This is a genomic window from Rhodococcus sp. BUPNP1, from assembly GCF_002215235.1.
Lineage (GTDB): Bacteria > Actinomycetota > Actinomycetes > Mycobacteriales > Mycobacteriaceae > Rhodococcus.
This window is the reverse complement of record NZ_NERM01000001.1, coordinates 358491-374844: the sequence shown is the minus strand read 5'-3', so window position 1 is coordinate 374844 and position 16354 is coordinate 358491. Positions and strand designations below refer to the sequence as shown.

The 16354-nt window shown below is 67.3% G+C and carries 13 protein-coding genes, 1 pseudogene and 1 riboswitch; of the genes and pseudogenes, 8 read left to right on the top strand and 6 right to left on the bottom strand.

From position 1 onward, the window contains the following. Positions 1–76: 76 nt before the first annotated feature. Positions 77–2305, top strand: coding sequence for a glycoside hydrolase family 3 C-terminal domain-containing protein (locus tag B9C99_RS01620; protein WP_088896748.1), 2229 nt, complete (start codon positions 77–79; stop codon positions 2303–2305). A gap of 3 nt (positions 2306–2308) precedes the next feature. On the opposite strand, the gene B9C99_RS01615 is transcribed toward B9C99_RS01620, so the two are convergent. Then, positions 2309–3355, bottom strand: a complete 1047-nt coding sequence (locus B9C99_RS01615) for a zinc-dependent alcohol dehydrogenase family protein (protein WP_088896809.1) — start codon at positions 3353–3355, stop codon at positions 2309–2311. A 179-nt stretch (positions 3356–3534) separates the two neighbouring features. Here B9C99_RS01615 and B9C99_RS01610 point away from each other — a divergent pair, with 179 nt between their 5' ends. Beyond that, complete coding sequence (locus B9C99_RS01610; protein ID WP_088896747.1) at positions 3535–4815, top strand: serine hydrolase; 1281 nt, start codon at positions 3535–3537, stop codon at positions 4813–4815. Positions 4816–4920: 105 nt separating this feature from the next. Here the strand turns inward: B9C99_RS01610 and B9C99_RS01605 are convergent, their stop codons facing one another. Together B9C99_RS01605 and B9C99_RS01600 are read right to left on the bottom strand one after the other, a co-directional pair. Next, complete coding sequence (locus B9C99_RS01605) at positions 4921–6225, bottom strand: LLM class flavin-dependent oxidoreductase (RefSeq protein ID WP_088896746.1); 1305 nt, start codon at positions 6223–6225, stop codon at positions 4921–4923. After that, a complete protein-coding gene (locus tag B9C99_RS01600) occupies positions 6225–6989 on the bottom strand; it encodes a 3-oxoacyl-ACP reductase (protein ID WP_026061576.1) in 765 nt (254 codons plus the stop codon). The genes B9C99_RS01605 and B9C99_RS01600 overlap by 1 nt, the downstream gene beginning before the upstream one ends. Before the next feature lie 54 nt (positions 6990–7043). Beyond that, positions 7044–7135, bottom strand: a riboswitch (TPP riboswitch). Positions 7136–7395: 260 nt separating this feature from the next. Here B9C99_RS01600 and B9C99_RS01595 point away from each other — a divergent pair. Next, on the top strand, positions 7396–8892 hold the full coding sequence (locus B9C99_RS01595; protein WP_088896808.1) for a stealth family protein: 1497 nt from the start codon (positions 7396–7398) through the stop codon (positions 8890–8892). On the opposite strand, the gene B9C99_RS01590 is transcribed toward B9C99_RS01595, so the two are convergent. Both B9C99_RS01590 and B9C99_RS01585 read right to left on the bottom strand, forming a co-directional pair. Beyond that, on the bottom strand, positions 8889–9809 hold the full coding sequence (locus B9C99_RS01590) for a phosphodiesterase (protein ID WP_016694239.1): 921 nt from the start codon (positions 9807–9809) through the stop codon (positions 8889–8891). The two genes, B9C99_RS01595 and B9C99_RS01590, sit on opposite strands and share 4 nt — an antisense overlap. A 65-nt stretch (positions 9810–9874) precedes the next feature. After that, positions 9875–10897 carry an alpha/beta hydrolase gene (locus B9C99_RS01585; RefSeq protein ID WP_088896807.1) on the bottom strand — a complete coding sequence of 341 codons (1023 nt, stop codon included), beginning with the start codon at positions 10895–10897 and terminating at the stop codon, positions 9875–9877. A gap of 78 nt (positions 10898–10975) precedes the next feature. Here B9C99_RS01585 and B9C99_RS01580 point away from each other — a divergent pair, with 78 nt between their 5' ends. The 5 genes and pseudogenes from B9C99_RS01580 (at position 10976) to B9C99_RS01560 (ending at position 14595) form a co-directional block, all read left to right on the top strand. Beyond that, on the top strand, positions 10976–11437 hold the full coding sequence (locus B9C99_RS01580) for a MarR family transcriptional regulator (protein ID WP_088896745.1): 462 nt from the start codon (positions 10976–10978) through the stop codon (positions 11435–11437). A gap of 80 nt (positions 11438–11517) precedes the next feature. Continuing rightward, positions 11518–12546 carry a triacylglycerol lipase gene (locus tag B9C99_RS01575; RefSeq protein WP_088896744.1) on the top strand — a complete coding sequence of 343 codons (1029 nt, stop codon included), beginning with the start codon at positions 11518–11520 and terminating at the stop codon, positions 12544–12546. 141 nt (positions 12547–12687) lie between these two features. Beyond that, positions 12688–13125, top strand: a pseudogene (locus tag B9C99_RS01570) (ATP-binding cassette domain-containing protein); the annotation flags it as partial. An 88-nt stretch (positions 13126–13213) separates the two neighbouring features. Next, on the top strand, positions 13214–13525 hold the full coding sequence (locus B9C99_RS01565) for an antibiotic biosynthesis monooxygenase (RefSeq protein WP_016694228.1): 312 nt from the start codon (positions 13214–13216) through the stop codon (positions 13523–13525). Between the two features lie 173 nt (positions 13526–13698). Next, a complete protein-coding gene (locus B9C99_RS01560) occupies positions 13699–14595 on the top strand; it encodes a hypothetical protein (protein ID WP_088896806.1) in 897 nt (298 codons plus the stop codon). Positions 14596–14764: 169 nt separating this feature from the next. Here the strand turns inward: B9C99_RS01560 and B9C99_RS01555 are convergent, their stop codons facing one another. Beyond that, positions 14765–16243: a sodium:solute symporter family protein gene (locus tag B9C99_RS01555; RefSeq protein WP_088896743.1), complete on the bottom strand. Its 1479-nt coding sequence runs from the start codon at positions 16241–16243 to the stop codon at positions 14765–14767. Between the last annotated feature and the right edge of the window lie 111 nt (positions 16244–16354).

Sequence of the window (16354 nt, the reverse complement as noted above, 5' to 3'; positions counted from 1 at the left end):
CCCTCCGACTCCGCCGATATCGTCGGTCTCTCCCAGGGGTTATGGTGCAGCGGAAAGACCCGGCCGAAGGAGCAGCATGACCGACCGCTCACCCGTCGAGATCGTGGCGCAACTGACCGTGGAGGAGAAGGCGTCGCTCATGAGCGGCCTCGACTTCTGGCACACCGAACCCCTTCCGCGCGCGGACATTCCCTCGATCATGCTCACCGACGGTCCGCACGGCGTGCGCAAGCAGACCGCGGCGGGCGATCATCTCGGCTTGAACTCGTCCGTCCCCGCGACCTGCTTCCCGCCCGCCGTCGCGCTGGGGTGCTCCTTCGATCCGGAGCTGGTCGAACGGGTCGGCGCAGCACTGGGTGCAGAGGCCAAGGCGCTGCAGGTTGCCGTTCTGCTCGGACCCGGCATCAACATCAAACGCTCGCCACTGTGCGGGCGGAACTTCGAGTATCTGTCGGAGGACCCGCTGATCTCCGGTGTCCTGGGCGCCGCGCTCGTGCGCGGCCTGCAGTCGCAGGGCGTCGGTGCGTCGCTCAAGCATTTCGCGGCGAACAACCAGGAGACCGACCGGATGCGGGTCTCCGCCGACGTCGACCCGCGGCCACTGCGGGAGATCTATCTGCGTGCCTTCGAGCGGGTCGTGCGCGACGCGCAGCCGTGGACGGTGATGTGCTCATACAACCGGATCAACGGGGTGTACTCGTCCCGTAACCCGTGGCTGCTCACCGACGTCCTGCGCGACGAGTGGGGTTTCGAGGGTCTGGTCGTGAGCGATTGGGGTGCTGTCGACGACCGCGTCGCGTCCCTCGCGGCAGGTCTGGATCTCGAGATGCCGTCCACAGGAGGTCGTACGGACGCCGAGATCGTCGCGGCGGTACGGGCGGGCACGGTCGACGAATCGGTCCTCGACACGGCAGCCGCGCGGGTGATCGAACTGGTGCAGAAGGCCGTCGCTGCGTCCGATCCCCGCGCGACCTTCGACGCCGATGCCCATCACGCCCTCGCACGCGAGGTGGCCGGGCAGAGCATCGTGCTGCTCCGCAACGAGAACGACCTGCTTCCCCTCGCCACCGACGCGAACATCGCGGTGATCGGCGAACTGGCCCGCACGCCGCGCTACCAGGGCGCCGGATCGTCCCGGATCGAACCGACGCGCCTCGACAACGCGCTCGACGAGATCCGGTCGCTGTCCGGCCGGGACGTTCCCTTCGCCGCCGGTTACGCGCTCGACGGATCGGACTCGGCCGCACTCGTCGACGAGGCGGTGAAGCGTGCCGCAGACGCCGATATCGCGGTCGTGTTCCTCGGTGTACCCGCCGAACTCGAATCCGAAGGTTTCGACCGCGACGACCTCGAACTCCCGCAGCGTCAAACCGCGCTGCTCGATGCTGTGCTGACGGCGAACCCGAACGTCGTCGTCGTGTTGTCGAACGGCGGTGTCGTGCGGCTCAGCGGCTTCGCCGACCGTGTTCCGGCGATCGTGGAAGGGTGGCTGCTCGGGCAGGCCGGTGGCGGCGCCGGCGCCGACGTGCTCTACGGGCACGTGAATCCGAGCGGCCGACTCGCGGAGACCGTCCCGATCCGGCTCGAGGACACCCCGGCGCACACGAACTTCCCGGGCGAACACGGCCATGTGCGGTACGGAGAAGGATTGTTCGTCGGATACCGCTCGTACGACGCGCGTCGCCTCGACGTGTCCTTCCCCTTCGGTCACGGCTTGTCGTACACGACGTTCGAATACTCCGATGCCGCTGTGGAATCCGACGGCGATCTCACGGTGCACGTCACCGTCACCAACACGGGTGGGCGTGCGGGCGCCGAGGTCGTGCAGGTGTACGCCGGTGCACCCGGTTCGTCCGTTGCGCGGGCGCCGCGAGAGTTGAAGGGCTTCACCAAGGTCCGTCTGGATTCCGGCGAATCGCAACGTGTCGCCGTGAGTATCCGACGCGACGACCTCGCCTACTGGGACACCCGCGTCGATTCCTGGGTGGTCGAAGATGGCACGTACAGCATCGACATCGGTGCGTCGAGCCGCGACATCCGGCAGACGCTCACCGTCGACATGACGGGCGACGCGGTGCGAATTCCGCTGACGATGGAGTCGTCTCTCGGAGAACTGTTCCAGAACCCCGCGGCCGCCGAGATCGTCCTGCAGGCGTTCGGTTCGCTCGGCGGCGAGGTCGGGGTCGACGAGAGTGTTCTGAAGATGGCGGCGTCGATGCCGCTCGGTCGTCTCGCCGGGTTCGCTCCGGGGGTCGAGCCGGAGCAGATCCAGCAGCTTCTCGATATCGCCGATCAGCAGGAATGAGCGTCACGACCCGGCCGTGAGGAGTACTTTCAGCGCACCGGTCTCGCCGGCACGGGAGAACACGTCGTAGGCCTGTTCGAACTCGTCGAGCGCGAACCGGTGCGTGATCATCGGCGACGTGTCGAGCTGACCACTGCTCACGAGACCGATCAGTGTGGGCGTCGAGTAGGTGTCGACGAGGCCGGTGGTGATCGTCAGGTTCTTGATCCAGATGTCCTCGAGGTGCAACGTCGCGGGCTTACCGTGCACACCGATGTTGGCGACGTGCCCGCACGGCCGCGCGAGCGCGACCGCCTGTTCGAACGTCTCCGGATAGCCGACGGCCTCCATCGTGACGTCGGCGCCGAGACCTCCGGTGAGATCGCGGACGACCGCCGCCACGTCGTCACGACCGCTGTTGACCACGACGTTCGCCCCGAATGCCTTCGCCGCTTCGAGGCGGCTGTCGGCGAGGTCGACGGCGACGATGCGGCTCGGACTGAACAGTCGTGCGGCGAGGATGGCGGCGAGCCCGATGGGACCGGCCCCGATGATGACGACCACGTCCGCCGGCCGGAGACGGCCGTTGAGAACGCCGACCTCGTAGGAGGTGGGCAGGATGTCGGCGAGCATGAGCATCTGTTCGTCGCTCACGCCGTCGGGAATCCGGTGGGTCGAATTGTCGGCGTACGGAACTCGGACCAACTCGGCCTGGGTGCCGTCGATCAGGTGCCCGAGGATCCAGCCGCCTCCTCCGAGGCACTGCCCGTAGCGGCTCTCGCGGCAGAACCGGCACATACCGCACGCGGTGACGCACGAGACGAGCACTCGGTCGCCGGGCGCGAGTGTCTGCACTCCGTCGCCCACCTCGACCACGGTCCCGACGGCCTCGTGACCGAGGATCCGTCCGTCGGTCACCTCGGGTACGTCACCTCCGAGGATGTGCAGGTCGGTGCCGCAGATGGTGACGGCGTCGACGCGCACCACGGCATCGGTACTGTCCTGGATCGTCGCATCGGGAACGTCCTCCCACGATCGTTTCCCCGGCCCGTGGAACACCAATGCCTTCATGATTCGACCTCCGAACACGGATTCGGTCCCGCTCCAGAATGACACGAGGGACACTGCGATCGGAATCGTTCGGAGAGGGTGAAAAATTCACCTCCACAGCGGGAAATGTCCGAATTCGTGACACCATCACAGAGTCCCCTGTTCTTTCGGGGACCACCGATCCCGAAAGCAGACGATTGATGAAGACACTCGCAGCGTCGCTCCTGACGGTGGCCGTACTGACCGCGTCGGCGTGCAGTTCCGATACCACCGAGCCCGAATCCACACCGTCGCCGACCTCCACCGAGGCGGCTCAGCCCGAGTACGTAGCCGAGCTGCAATCCACCGTGGAGCAGTTGATGCGCGACAACGCCATTCCCGGCGCGGTGGTACAGATCAGCTCCCCCGACCGCGGCGATTGGACCGGCACGTTCGGCACCTCCACCATCGATGCCGACGACCCGATCTCCCCCGACGACCATTTCCGCATCGGCAGCAACACGAAGACGATGACGGTCACCGCCGTCCTGCAGTTGGTGGAGGAAGGTCGCCTGTCGCTCGACGACCCGATATCGAAGTACGTCGAGGGTGTCCCGAACGGCGACACGATCACCATTGCGCAGCTCGCCGAGATGCGGAGCGGCCTGTACAGCTACAGCTTCGACCCGGAGTTCAACGCGACGCTGGACCGCGAGCCCGAGAAGGCGTGGACGCCGGAGGAGTTGCTCGCGATCGCGTTCGCCCAGCCCGTGAACTTCCCGCCCGGGGAACAGTTCGAATACAGCAACACGAATACGGTGCTGCTCGGACTCGTCGTGGAAGAACTGACGGGCATGCGGATCGCGGAGGCGTTCGACGAGCGCATCTTCGTCCCGCTCGGATTGGCGGACACCTCGTTCCCGGCGAACGATGATTCCTCCATTCCCGATCCGCATCCGCAGGGCTACATGTTCGGCACCAACGTCTCCACAATCGACACCTTCGCATTGCCGGAGGACGAGCAGGCGGCCGCGGTCGCAGGAACGTTGAAGCCGAACGACGTGACAGACGACAACCCGTCGTGGACGTGGACCGCGGGCGCTGCGATCTCCACCGTCGACGACATGACCACCTACGTGAAGGCGCTGGTCGGTGGTGGTCTGCTCGACGAGCAGATGCAGCAGACCCGCCTCGACAGCGTGCAATCGGTGGGCGGCGGGACCGCCGGCTACGGCCTCGGCATGGCGCAGTTCGGTCCGCTGCTCGGACACGACGGTCAGCTTCCGGGCTTCATGACCTTCATGGGCCACGACCCGGAGACCGACCTGACGATCGTTATCGCCACGAACCTGTCGACGGTGCCGTCCGGTGAAGGTTCGGCGCTGACCCTCGTCAAGGGCATCCTGCCGATCTTCTACGGCTCGAGCTATCAGCCGCCGGGTGATCCGGCACGCGCTCCCGGAGCGGAGGAGAGCACTCCCGCGCCCACGCCGGGAGGCTGAGCGTACCGGTCGCCGGTGGCAGGCGCGTCGGGCCGCTCAGGAGCGCGAAACGGTCATCGGTGCGCGCTACAACCCGCTCCGATGACCGATTCGCGCTCTTCTCCGCTACGGCGCCTTCAGACCGAGCGAGTCGCGCAGGGTCGAGCCGGGATACTCGGTCCGGAACAGGCCACGACGCTGCAGTTCCGGGACGACGAGGTCGACGAAGTCGTCGAGCGAATCCGGATAGGCGGGGCACATCAGGTTGAAGCCGTCGCAGGCGCCCGCGGTGAACCATTCCTCGATGCTGTCGGCGACAGACTCGGGGGTGCCGATCATGGTCGCGTGACCACCGCCCGCGGCGAGGTAACCGAGCAGTTCGCGCAGGGTGGGGCGGCGGGTCTCGACGATGCGCTGCACCGTCGCGTAGCGCCCCTGCGGCCCGCTGAACTCCTCGATGGGTGGCAGGTCGGCGACCGGCGCGTCGAGGTCGTGGCCGGTGTAGTCCTGACCGGTGAAGACGCCGAGCTGGGTGACGGCGGCGTCGACGTCGAGGAGCGCATCGAGTTCGGCCTTCTTCGCCCACGCCTCCGCTTCGGTGCGACCGACGTAGGTGACGAGTCCGGGCAGGATGGCGACCGTCCCGGGATCCCTGCCGGCCGCGGCGATCCGCGCACGCAGGTCGGTGACGTACTCGAGCGCCGCGGTCATGTCCCACGCGACGGAGTAGACGGCCTCGGCGTGACGGGCCGCCAGGTTGCGTCCGGTCTCCGAGGCGCCGGCCTGGAACAGCACCGGACGACCCTGCGGGCACCGCGGCACGGTCAGCGGACCGTCGACGCGGAAATGACTGCCCCGGTGATGGATCGGGCGGATCGCGTCGGAGTCCAGGAAGCTGCCACCCGCCCGGTCGACGAGGACACCGCCGTCACCCCACGAATCCCACAGAGCGCAGAGCACCTCGATGAATTCCTCGGCCCGCGCATACCGTTCGGCGTGCGGAGGCAGGGCGTCGAATCCGTGGTTGCGCGCTTCCTCGTCGAACATCGAGGTGACGATGTTCGCGCCCACCCGTCCCCCGCTGATGTGATCGAGCGAGGCGAGCATCCGTGCGGCATGGAAGGGCGTGAAGAAACTCGCGGAGACGGTGGTGACGAGACCGATGTGCTCGGTCGCGCGCGCCATCGCCGACAGCGCAGTCAGCGGTTCGAGGAACCAGGTGGTGCCTGCCGTGTACTTCGGGTTGACGCTGTGACCGTCGGCGAAGAACACCGCGTCGAGGCATCCCCGTTCGGCGGTGCGGGCGAGTTCCTCGAAATACGTGATGTCGCCGATGCGTCCGGCCGCGGAGTCGGGATGCCGCCACGCCGACGAATGATGCCCGACGCCGTAGAGGAAGGCGTTGAGGTGAAGGGTGCGTGGTCCGGCCATCAGTTCATCACCAGTCCCCCGTCGACCACCAGGTTCTGTCCGGTGACGGCCCGCGACCAGTCGGAGGCGAAGAACAGCACCGCCGCCGCGAAGTCCTCGGGCGTGGTGACCTTCCGCAGCGGCGTCGACGACGCGATGAGGTCGAACACCGCTTCGGGGGTCGCCGACGATGCGTCGGTCGTGCGCAGCAGACCGCCGGAGACCATGTTGACGCGGATCCCGTCGGGGCCGAGGTCGGCGGCGAAGGTGCGGGTCAGCGACAGCAGCGCGGCTTTGGCGGCGGTGTAGTCGTGGTACGGGACGACGGGATGCTGGAACAGGTTGGTGCCGATGTTGACGATGCTGCCGCCGCCGGCTTCGCGCATGCCCGGCAGCGCCGCCTGGATGATGTTGACCGCGCCGCCGATGACACCGTCGAACTGGGCTCCGAACCGGTCGTAGCCGATCTCGTCGGCCTTGGGCCGGGCGTCGCCGTTGAAGGAGAAGTCGGGCAGGGCGTTGTTGACGACGGTGGTGACGGGGCGTCCGAAGTGCTCGCGGGCGCGGGTGAACAGCGATTCGACGTCGGCGCGGTCGGTGACGTCGGCTTCCAGCGCGACCGCCCGCTCGGGTCCGATCCTGTCGGCCAGTTCGTGAGCACCCTCGCCGCTGCGCCGGTAGTCGAGGACGACGGCGGCTCCTTCGTCGGCGAACGCCTGCGCGATGCTCCGGCCGAGGCCGCGACCGGCACCGGTGACGAGGACGACCTGGTTCTGCAATGACATCTTCTGTGCCTTCCCTGTGTGGGGAAGGGTGCGTGAGGGCGACAGACCTGTGGCCCGGCGCCGGCTCGGCATCCCTTCGCTCGCATGATCGAGATCAGGTTCGACGGGTGTTCTCTCAGCCGTTTCCGGCACCCCGTGTCGAGTCCTGCGGACAGGCTACACGGCACCGGTTCGGTCTTCGAGAGGCGGCGGCGTCGGCGTTCACAGGATCGTCACATCGCCTACGCGAGAACTTAGCTCAGATCGACGTTAAAATGGCTGTTCCCGTCCCGACTCGTGAAAGGAGATTCCGACGCACACGCCGGCCCCACACAACGCTCCCTACGTCTCCCTTTCTCAGAAGGTCGGAGACGCTCCCCCGCTCGGCCGCGCCACGGTCCGCGGCCCCGCGAGGCACGAGGAGGTGGTGTGGTTCGAGGATCGCTACGCCATCCCGATCACCACCACCACTCCCGACGAGGCGCAGATCGAGGACGTGCTGTTCCTGCGCCGCGTGCTCGACCGGGCGCGCATCGACTACCTGCTCGTGCGCGACGACAGCGACCGTCCCATCATGGCGATCGACCGCGCCGACCGAAAGAGGCTGCGGGCCGTGCTCGCCGAGGGGTGCGCCGCCGAGCCGTTCTACTCGAAGGCCGTCGGCTCGAAGCGACGACCGGTCCCGGTGGCGGACGGACAGCTCTCGCGCGACAGGAAGGACCGCGTGTTCCGGCTGTTCCGCCCGCGCGTCGAACTGACGAGCGGGCTGCGGTACGGCGCGTCGAACGGCGTGGACATCGAGCTGTGGACCTACACCGACGACGAGGTGATCATGCCTCGCCCGAACGCTCTCACCCGCACGGTCGCCCTGCGCGACGAGATGCGCCGGACGACGGTCGAGCGGTACGGGCAGCTGTGGCCCACGATCGAAGGCATGTTCGACCGCCATCCCGGCGACATCCCGTTCGAGATCGACCTCGTGTTCTCGTGGGTCGACGGGTCGTCGAAGTCGTTCCAGGCCAAGCGCGCGAAGCTGATGCAGAACTATGTCGTCGGCGAAGGTGACGACTCGCCGGCCCGCTACCGGCAGATCAACGAACTCAAGTACGCCCTGCGTTCGGTCCACATGTACGCGCCGTGGGTGCGGCGGATCTTCGTCGCCACCGACTCGCCGCGACCGGCGTGGCTCGCCGACGATCCGCGCGTGACGTTCGTGCGCAGCGAGGAGTTCTTCGCCGACCCGTCGGCGCTGCCCACCTACAATTCGATGGCGGTCGAGTCGCAGCTGCACCACATTTCGGGACTGTCCGAGCACTTCCTGTACTCGAACGACGACATGTTCTTCGGTCGCCGGGTGAGCCCGAGCCTGTTCTTCTCCGGTGGGGGTGTCAGCAAGTTCATCGAGTGCGACGTGCGGATCGGCCTCGGCCGGAACAACCCTTCGCGCAGTGGGTTCGAGAACTCCGCCCGCATGAACCGCACGCTCCTGCAGGACCGCTTCGGGGTCACCATCACTCGGCACCTCGAACACACGCCGGTCCCGTTGCGCAGGTCGATCTTGGCGGAGATGGAGCGCGAGTTCGCGGACGAGTTCGCTGCGACGGCGGCGAGCCCGTTCCGGGCGGCCGACAACATCTCGGTGACGAACTCCTTCTACCACTACTACACGCTGCTGACCGGCCGCGCGGTGCAGCAGACCACGGCGAAGGTGGAGTACGTCGACACCACCGTGAAGTCCGGCCTGCGACACCTGGACACGATCCTGGCGCGCCGCAATCTCGACCTGTTCTGCCTCAACGACGGCAGCACACCCGAGGTCGACCTGGAGCTGCGCACCGCGAAGGTCACGCAGTTCCTGGAGCGGTACTACCCGATTCCGGCACCCTGGGAGACCGACCACCCGGACCGAACGGACGTCGGCTAGAGACGAACAGTGAGGTCGGGGTTCTCGGGGATGCGGATGCCGGCCTCGGCCAGACGCCGTGCCGCGTCCTCGGCCGTGTGGGGTTGCCCGGCGGTGGCGTAGCTTCCGCTGGGCACCACGGAGTGCACGATCGTGTCGGGATAGACGTGCACGAGGTTGAAGCCCTGCGCACCGTCGTGTCCGCGCTGCGAGCCGACCGGGACGTTCAGATCCTGGGTGTAGCAGGTCGACGAGGCGACCGAGACCGGGATGCCTGCGAACGTGGCCGAGGTCGAGTAGTGCAGGTGCCCACCGAGGATGGCGCGCACATCGGTGCCGCGCAGCACTTCGGCGAGGCCCGCCTGGTCGCGCAGTTCGACGAGGACGGCCATGTCGAACACGCTGGGCACGGGCGGATGATGCAGTGCGAGAACGGTACCGAACGGCGAGGGTGTCGCGAGTTCGTCGGCCAGCCAGGCGAGCTGGTCGTCGGTCACCTCACCGTGGTGGTGGCCCGGGACCGAGGTGTCGAGGCTGACGATCCGCAGTCCGCCCACGGCGTGGACGGCGTCGATCGGTGCGCCGAGGGGCGCTTCGTCGAGCAGCTCTTCACGGAAGGTCGCGCGGTCGTCGTGGTTGCCCATCGCCCACACGATCTCGGCGTCGAGCGCTGCGGCGAGTGGTTCGACGAGCCCGCGGAGCTTGCGGTAGGCGTCGGGTTGACCGCGGTCGGCGAGGTCGCCGGTGAACACCAGGGCGTCGGGTCGGACCCGGGAGGCGCGGATGTCGTCGAGGATCAGCCCGAGGCGGGTGTCGGCGTCGACGGTGCCGTAGAGGAGTTCGTCTCCACCGACGAGATGGGTGTCGGTGAGGTGGAGGAGCGTGTGCGAAGGTCTGGGGTATTCGGCTATTCGCTCAGGGGCTGGAGAACTGCCCATGATCTCTCACTTCCATTCGCCCGTTTCGGGGCACTTCATCGCTTTCAACCGTAGCGAGTGTGTTTCTACGGCTCCACGCCTTCCGGATCACATCGGGACCCCGAATCTGCGGCGCACACTCCGTTACTACCCGGTGACCTGCAAGAACGGACATCCTTACGCTCGCCGGTGATCTGGGTCACAATTCGGGTCCGCCGGCGCACCGGCGCACCGGCGCCGAGTGCATCCCGTAGCACGGCGTCGACCTCGTCGCTCGGGTACATCGGCAGGGTGTGGTGGGTACCGGCGGTCAGCGTGACGACTCGGCAGGACGGCAGGGCCTGCCGTGCAGCACGTGCCACCCTGTCCGGGTCGTGCACTCGTCCGAACGGCGCGAGCATCACCGTGACGTCGGCAGTGCACCGCCCCAGCACTTTTGGTGAAGGTCGCCGGGGCACGATCGTCTTCGAAGTAGGGAAGTGCGCCGCGCCGAGCGCCATCAGGGTGCCCCAGCCGGGATCGAGTTGCGCCCCTCCGGTTTCCCACTCGAGAAATGCCCGTTCGCGGGCGGCGGTGGGCCGGACGAGAACGGGAAGCGCCCGCAGGAGGTAGCCGAACCGCATCCCGGCGAAGCACGAGTTGGGGTCGAGCAGCACGAGCCGGTCGACCCGCTCGGGAGTCCGGACGGCCGCCGCGAGCGCGATCATCGCGCCGTACGAGTGACCGACGAGTGCACACCGAGTCGCCCCGAGAGCGTCGGCGACGGAACCGAGCCATTCGAGCAGGTCGTCGACGCTGCGGACGGGATCACCGCCGGCGACGCTGCGTCCGACGTCGCCGATGATGTCGACGGCCAGCACGCGGTGGGTCTCCCCCAGGGCCGCGGCGTTGGCAAACCAGACCATCGACGTGGCGCCGGCACCTGGGAGCAGCAGGACCGGCGGTGCGCCGGGCGGCCCGTACTCGGTGACTCGGGTGATGCCGAAGCGGGAGTCGAGATCGTGGATCACGGTGCCGGGTGGCCATTTCACGAGAAGCGCGTCGTACGCGGCGTGGAAGGCGCGGCCCTCGTCGGATTCGGCGAACGATGTGCGTGGTGACCGGAGCATCGGAACCTCCACCGTCTAATATCTCGATGATCGAGATACTAGGTGGGCGAGTAGAGTCTGTCGAGAGGTGGAGGTGACATGACTGACGACGCCAGACTCGACATGATCCATCGGCTGCGCGCGCTCACGGTGCAACTCGATCTGCTCGGCGCCGAATTCGCACAGAAGCACGCGCTGCATCCCACCGATCTGCGGGCGCTGATCGGACTTCTCGACCGGGAACGGGCCGGGGAGATCGCGACACCCGGTTGGCTCGCCGAGCACCTGCGGCTCAACACGGCATCGGTCACCGCACTTGTCGACAGGCTCGAACGGGCCGGTCACGTGCGGCGGGATCGCGACAGCGACGACCGGCGGCGCGTCATCCTGCACGTGACCCCGGCGGCCGAGAAACTCGGGTGGGATTTCTTCGGTCCGCTCTTCACGCGGGCATCCACTGCGCTCGAGTCCTTCTCCGAGCCGCAACTGGAGGTCGTGCGGGAGTTCCTCGGTTCCATGACTGTTGCAGTGGAGTCCGCGCGCTCCCCGGAGGACACCTAGGCCTGACACCCGCGGGAACCACGCTCCCCCAGGGGAAGAATTTCTGTTAACTTCCTTGCCCATCCAGATACTTCGGGGGGATGGGAATGCACATACGCTCATGGGTCGCCGCGGTACTCGCGGTCGCCTTCGCTGCGGTCGGGGCAGGAACGGCAGTCGCAGAGGAGACCGCTCCTCCCCTGCCCGTCGGAAAGACGTTCCTGGACGGGTTCGCCCACGAGTTCGGCGACCCGAACGGTAACGCACTCGGTACGAACGACTGGGACTGCGTGCCGTCGGAGGAACACCCGGATCCGGTCGTGCTCGTCCACGGCACGGTGCTCAACCGGCACAACAACTGGTCGTATCTCGGGCCTCTCCTCGCGAACGAGGGCTACTGCGTCTTCGCTCTCACTTACGGCAACCATGCCGACCTCCCCTGGCCGTTGAATTCCGTCGGTGGGCTGCTACCGATGGAGGACAGCGCACAGCAGCTCTCCGATTTCGTCGACGAGGTCCTGGTCGCGACCGGCGCGGAGAAGGTCGACCTCGTGGGTCACTCGCAGGGCACCCTGATGCCCGTCTGGTACGTGAAGTTCCTCGGCGGCAACGAGAAGGTCGACGATTACATCTCGCTCGGACCGGTCTACGAGGGCAGCCACGCCTTCCTGCTCGCGGCGTCGTTCGAACTGTTCGAGCACGTCGGTGTGCGGCAGGACGTGGAGAATCTCGTCCACTTCGTCGGATGCGGTGCGTGCCCGCAGGTTCTCGCCGGATCGGACTGGATCCACACGATCCAGGAGGCCGGCGTCTACGCCGACGAGGTGACGTACACGAACATCATGACCCGTTACGAGGAGATCGTCCTCCCGTACACCAGCGGTTATCGCGAGGCACCCAACGCGACGAACATCGTGCTGCAGGACCACTGCGCGAACGACTTCGTCGAACATGCCGGCATCGTCAACGATCCGAACGCGGCATGGTTCGTCCTCGACGCGCTCGATCCGGATTCGGCAGGGCCGCTGGCGTGCACCTTCGTGCCGCCGATCCTCGGCTGGAGCCCGGATCCGACGATCAGCAATCCCACAACCGAGGAGGCTGTGGTCGCGAGTCGCCCGGGCGCCTGAGCCGTTCGATCCCCTTACGTCGCGGTTCCCGTCCCAGGAATTCTGTGACGAGTGCGGCCACGCAACGAAGCTGACGCGCCGAACCGGGGCTCGCGCGGCGTGTTGCGGTAGCGAACCCCGGTTCGGCGCGCGAACTATATTGCGACCGACGACGAGGTGCGCGCCGCCGGTGCCGCCGCAGGGTTGGACGAGGTGATCGAACGCCTACCCGACGGCTGGTCGTCGCGGGTCGGCGAAGGTGGCGCGATGTTGTCCGGCGGAGAACGATAGCGGGTGTCGATCGCGCGAGCACTGCTCAAGGACGCACCGATCGTCCTGCTGGACGAGACGACGTCCGCTCTGGACCCGGAGAACGAGGTTGTCGTCCGCGCCGGGTTGGAGCGGCTCACGGCGGGACGGACGGTGCTGATGGTCGCGCACCGGTTGCACACCGTCCGCGACGCCGACCGGATCATGTTCCTGGACCGAGGGCGAATCGTCGAGGAGGGAACCCACGACGAGCTGGTGCGTCGCGGCGGCCGCTACGCGCAGTTCTGGCAGATGTCGATCGGGGTGGCTTCACCGATCCGCACATCGTGAGCGGGCACGGACCGTAGGTTATCGACAGGGTGTCGTTATAATTCTCGAGGGCTCCCGGGTCCACCACGACTTCTCAGAAAGGGTCACCGTGTACGTCATCACCAACCGCATCGACGTTCCTGCCGATACCACCGAGGCATTCGAAAAGGTCTTCGTCGAGAGCATGCGTTCGACGCTCGACGGAGTGCCGGGCCTCAACCGCACGACGTTGATGCGTCCCGCAGCCGACGGCCTGCCCTACGTGTCCACCATGGAGTTCGACTCCAAGGAGGACTTCCTCGCGTGGCTGCGTTCGGACTCGTTCAAGGCGTCGCACTCGGACGATCAGGCTCCGGGCATGCAGGCACCCTCCGCGGTGGAGCAGCACACGCTCATCGAGGACATCGTCTTCGAGAAGTAGAGAACGCGCCGAAACGAGGTTCGCCGCCGCTGTAGCACGCGCGAACCTCGGTTCGGCGCGTCAACGGCCTCCGAACAGGAGTTTGTCCCCAACCCCGCGATCGATCCACAGGTACACCGGATCGAGTGGTCGTCGCGGGTTCGGTGGGTGTCGCTCCGCGCAGGATCGTCGTCGTGACAGATCCGAACATTCTCACCAACACCTCGCTCGCCGTCGCGGGCCTCTCGGACACCGAGATCCGCACCGGCGTTCGCACCGGCTCACTCGTACGGGTCGGGCGCGGGTGCTATCTGCACCGCTGTGACGTCGACGCGATCGGACCCGTCGGCGTCCACCGTGTCCGTGCCCGGCATGTCGGAGCGACGCTCGGTCCCGACGAGGCGCTCAGCCACACGTCGGCGGCGGCACTGCACGGCCTCGAACTGTGGGACGTACCGCTCGACCTCGTCCACATCTCCCGGCCCGCCACGCGGCGCGGTCGCGTCACCTCGCAGATCCATGTGCATCCGACCGAACTCGGCGACGACGTGGTGGTCGTCGACGGAGTAGCCGTCACGTCGATCGCCCGCACCGTCGTCGACCTGGCGCGCACGCTCCCGAAGGAGCAGGCCGTCATCGCCGGCGATTCCGCTCTTCGCCTGTACCCCGGGATGCGTGAACAGGTTTCGCGGGCGCTGGCCGATGCCCGGACCCGCCACGGCCTGGCTCGTGCCCGCACAGTGGTGCCGTTCCTGGACGGTCGCAGCGAGAGTGCGGGCGAATCGCTGTCGCGTCTACGCATTGCGGAAGCAGGACTGCCGCGACCGATCCTCCAGTACGAGATCGTGGGCGGAAACGGGCGACGCTACCGCGTCGACTTCTTCTGGGAGAACGGCGTCGTCGGCGAGTTCGACGGACGGATCAAGTATTCCGACCCGCGCGACCTGTTCGACGAGAAGCTCCGGCAGGACGCGATCCGCGACGCGGGCTACGAAGTGGTGCGCTGGACCTGGGCGGAATTGGAGCGATTCGACGTCGTGGCGGAGAGATTGCGGCAGGCTGCGCGTCGCGCTGCGAAGCTGACGCGGTGAACCGGGGCTCGCCCCGCGTGTTGCGGTAGCAAGCCCCGGTTCGGCGTGCGAACGGCCGTCGAGGGAAACGGATCGGGGTTCCGACGTGGAGATCCCGCACAAAGGCTGACGCGGTGAACCGGGGCTCGCCCCGCGTGTTGCGGTAGCGAACCCCGGTTCGGCGCGCGAACTACACAGCGACCGGCTGCTTCGCGGGGACGACGACGGGTTCCGGCACCGTGATGGCGGGAACCGGACGGCGCACCAGCGCCACGGTCACGTACGCGACCAGCGAGACGAGGAAGCCGATGAAGGTCGTCCAACCGTCGACGCTCGAGGTGACCAGCGAGTTCGGGATGTACAGCAGGGTGTTGTCGACGCCGTAGATCGTCGGGGTGAGGACGAAGAAACCGGCGCGCACCGTGATGCCGGCGATCGCCGCGACGGCCACGGCGCGGCCGTCACCGCGCGACCAGAACAGTCCGAGGATGAACGGCACGACCAGCGAGGCGAGCAGCAGGTCGAAGGTGAGGGTGAGCAGGATGCCGGTCTGCGGGACCCGCAGCGCGACGAGGGCGCCGAAGGCCGCCATCGGCAACATGAGCAGGCGGGTGGCCTTCATGACGTCCGACGACATCGCGGCGTTCTCGCCACCGACGCGGAAGACGTTGCGTACCAGAACCGTTGCGGTGGACAGCAGCACGCCGCTGATGGTGGTCAGCGACGCCGTCACCAGACCGGACAGCACCAGGATCGACAGTACCTTCGGGGTGTACTCGCCGAGCAGGACGTAGAGGATCGGCGCACCCGCCGTGTCGCCGACGATCGACACCGCAGCGAGGGCCACGAAGGACAGCGGCACGCACAGGACGAGGATGCCCGTCGCCGCACCGAAGCAGGCACGCTGGGCGGCGGCCGGGGACTTGGCGGAGAACACGCGCTGCATCAGGTCGATGGCGACGAGGTTGCCGAGACCGAGGGCGGTGATGGTGGCCCAGTTGATCGCGGCCCCCTGCGCCGGATCGGTGAGCTGACCGAGATCGCCGATGCCCAGGCCCTCACCGTGCGTGAAGCCGGGACCGAACGCCGTCCAGACGAGCAGGGAGACGATGCCGACCGCCATGACGGCGAACTGCACGAGGCCGGTGTAGACGCTGGCGAACATGCCGCCGGCCATCGTGTAGGCGAGCACGAACGGGATGATCACCAGCACCGCGGCCGTGTAGTTCAGGCCGAGGAAGTACTGCAGCAGGTAACCGAGGGCGACGAGATTGCCGGCGAGCAGGATGCCGAAGCTGCCGACGGTGAGCACGGATGCGGTGATCTCGGTGCCGCGGCCGAAGCGGCGTGCGAAGAACTCGGGCAGGGTCACGACGCCGGTGGCGCGCAGACGCTTCGCGAAGAACACGCCGACGAGCAGGATGCTGACGGCCATGCCGAGCGGCATTGCTGCGCCCGCCCAGAAACCGAATCCTGCGGCGAGGTCGGCGGACCCGAGCGTCGCGTTGGAGTCGACGACCTGGGACATGAGCAGGACGGCCAGGACGGGGGCACTCAGGGAACGACCGGCGAGGAGGAAGTTCCCGGCCTCCCCGCGGACCTTGCGGGTGGAGTAGAAGCCGGCCCCGAGGAGAACGACGAGGCACACGGCGACACCGGTGATGATCATGGCAGCTCCGTAAGGAGAAGGTCAGACGGCAGGAGCGCTTCGTTGTGCTTCGCGTCCGAGCGAGTAGAGGGCTTGTGCGGGGCCGAGCCGAATGATCTCGGCCCCGGCGAG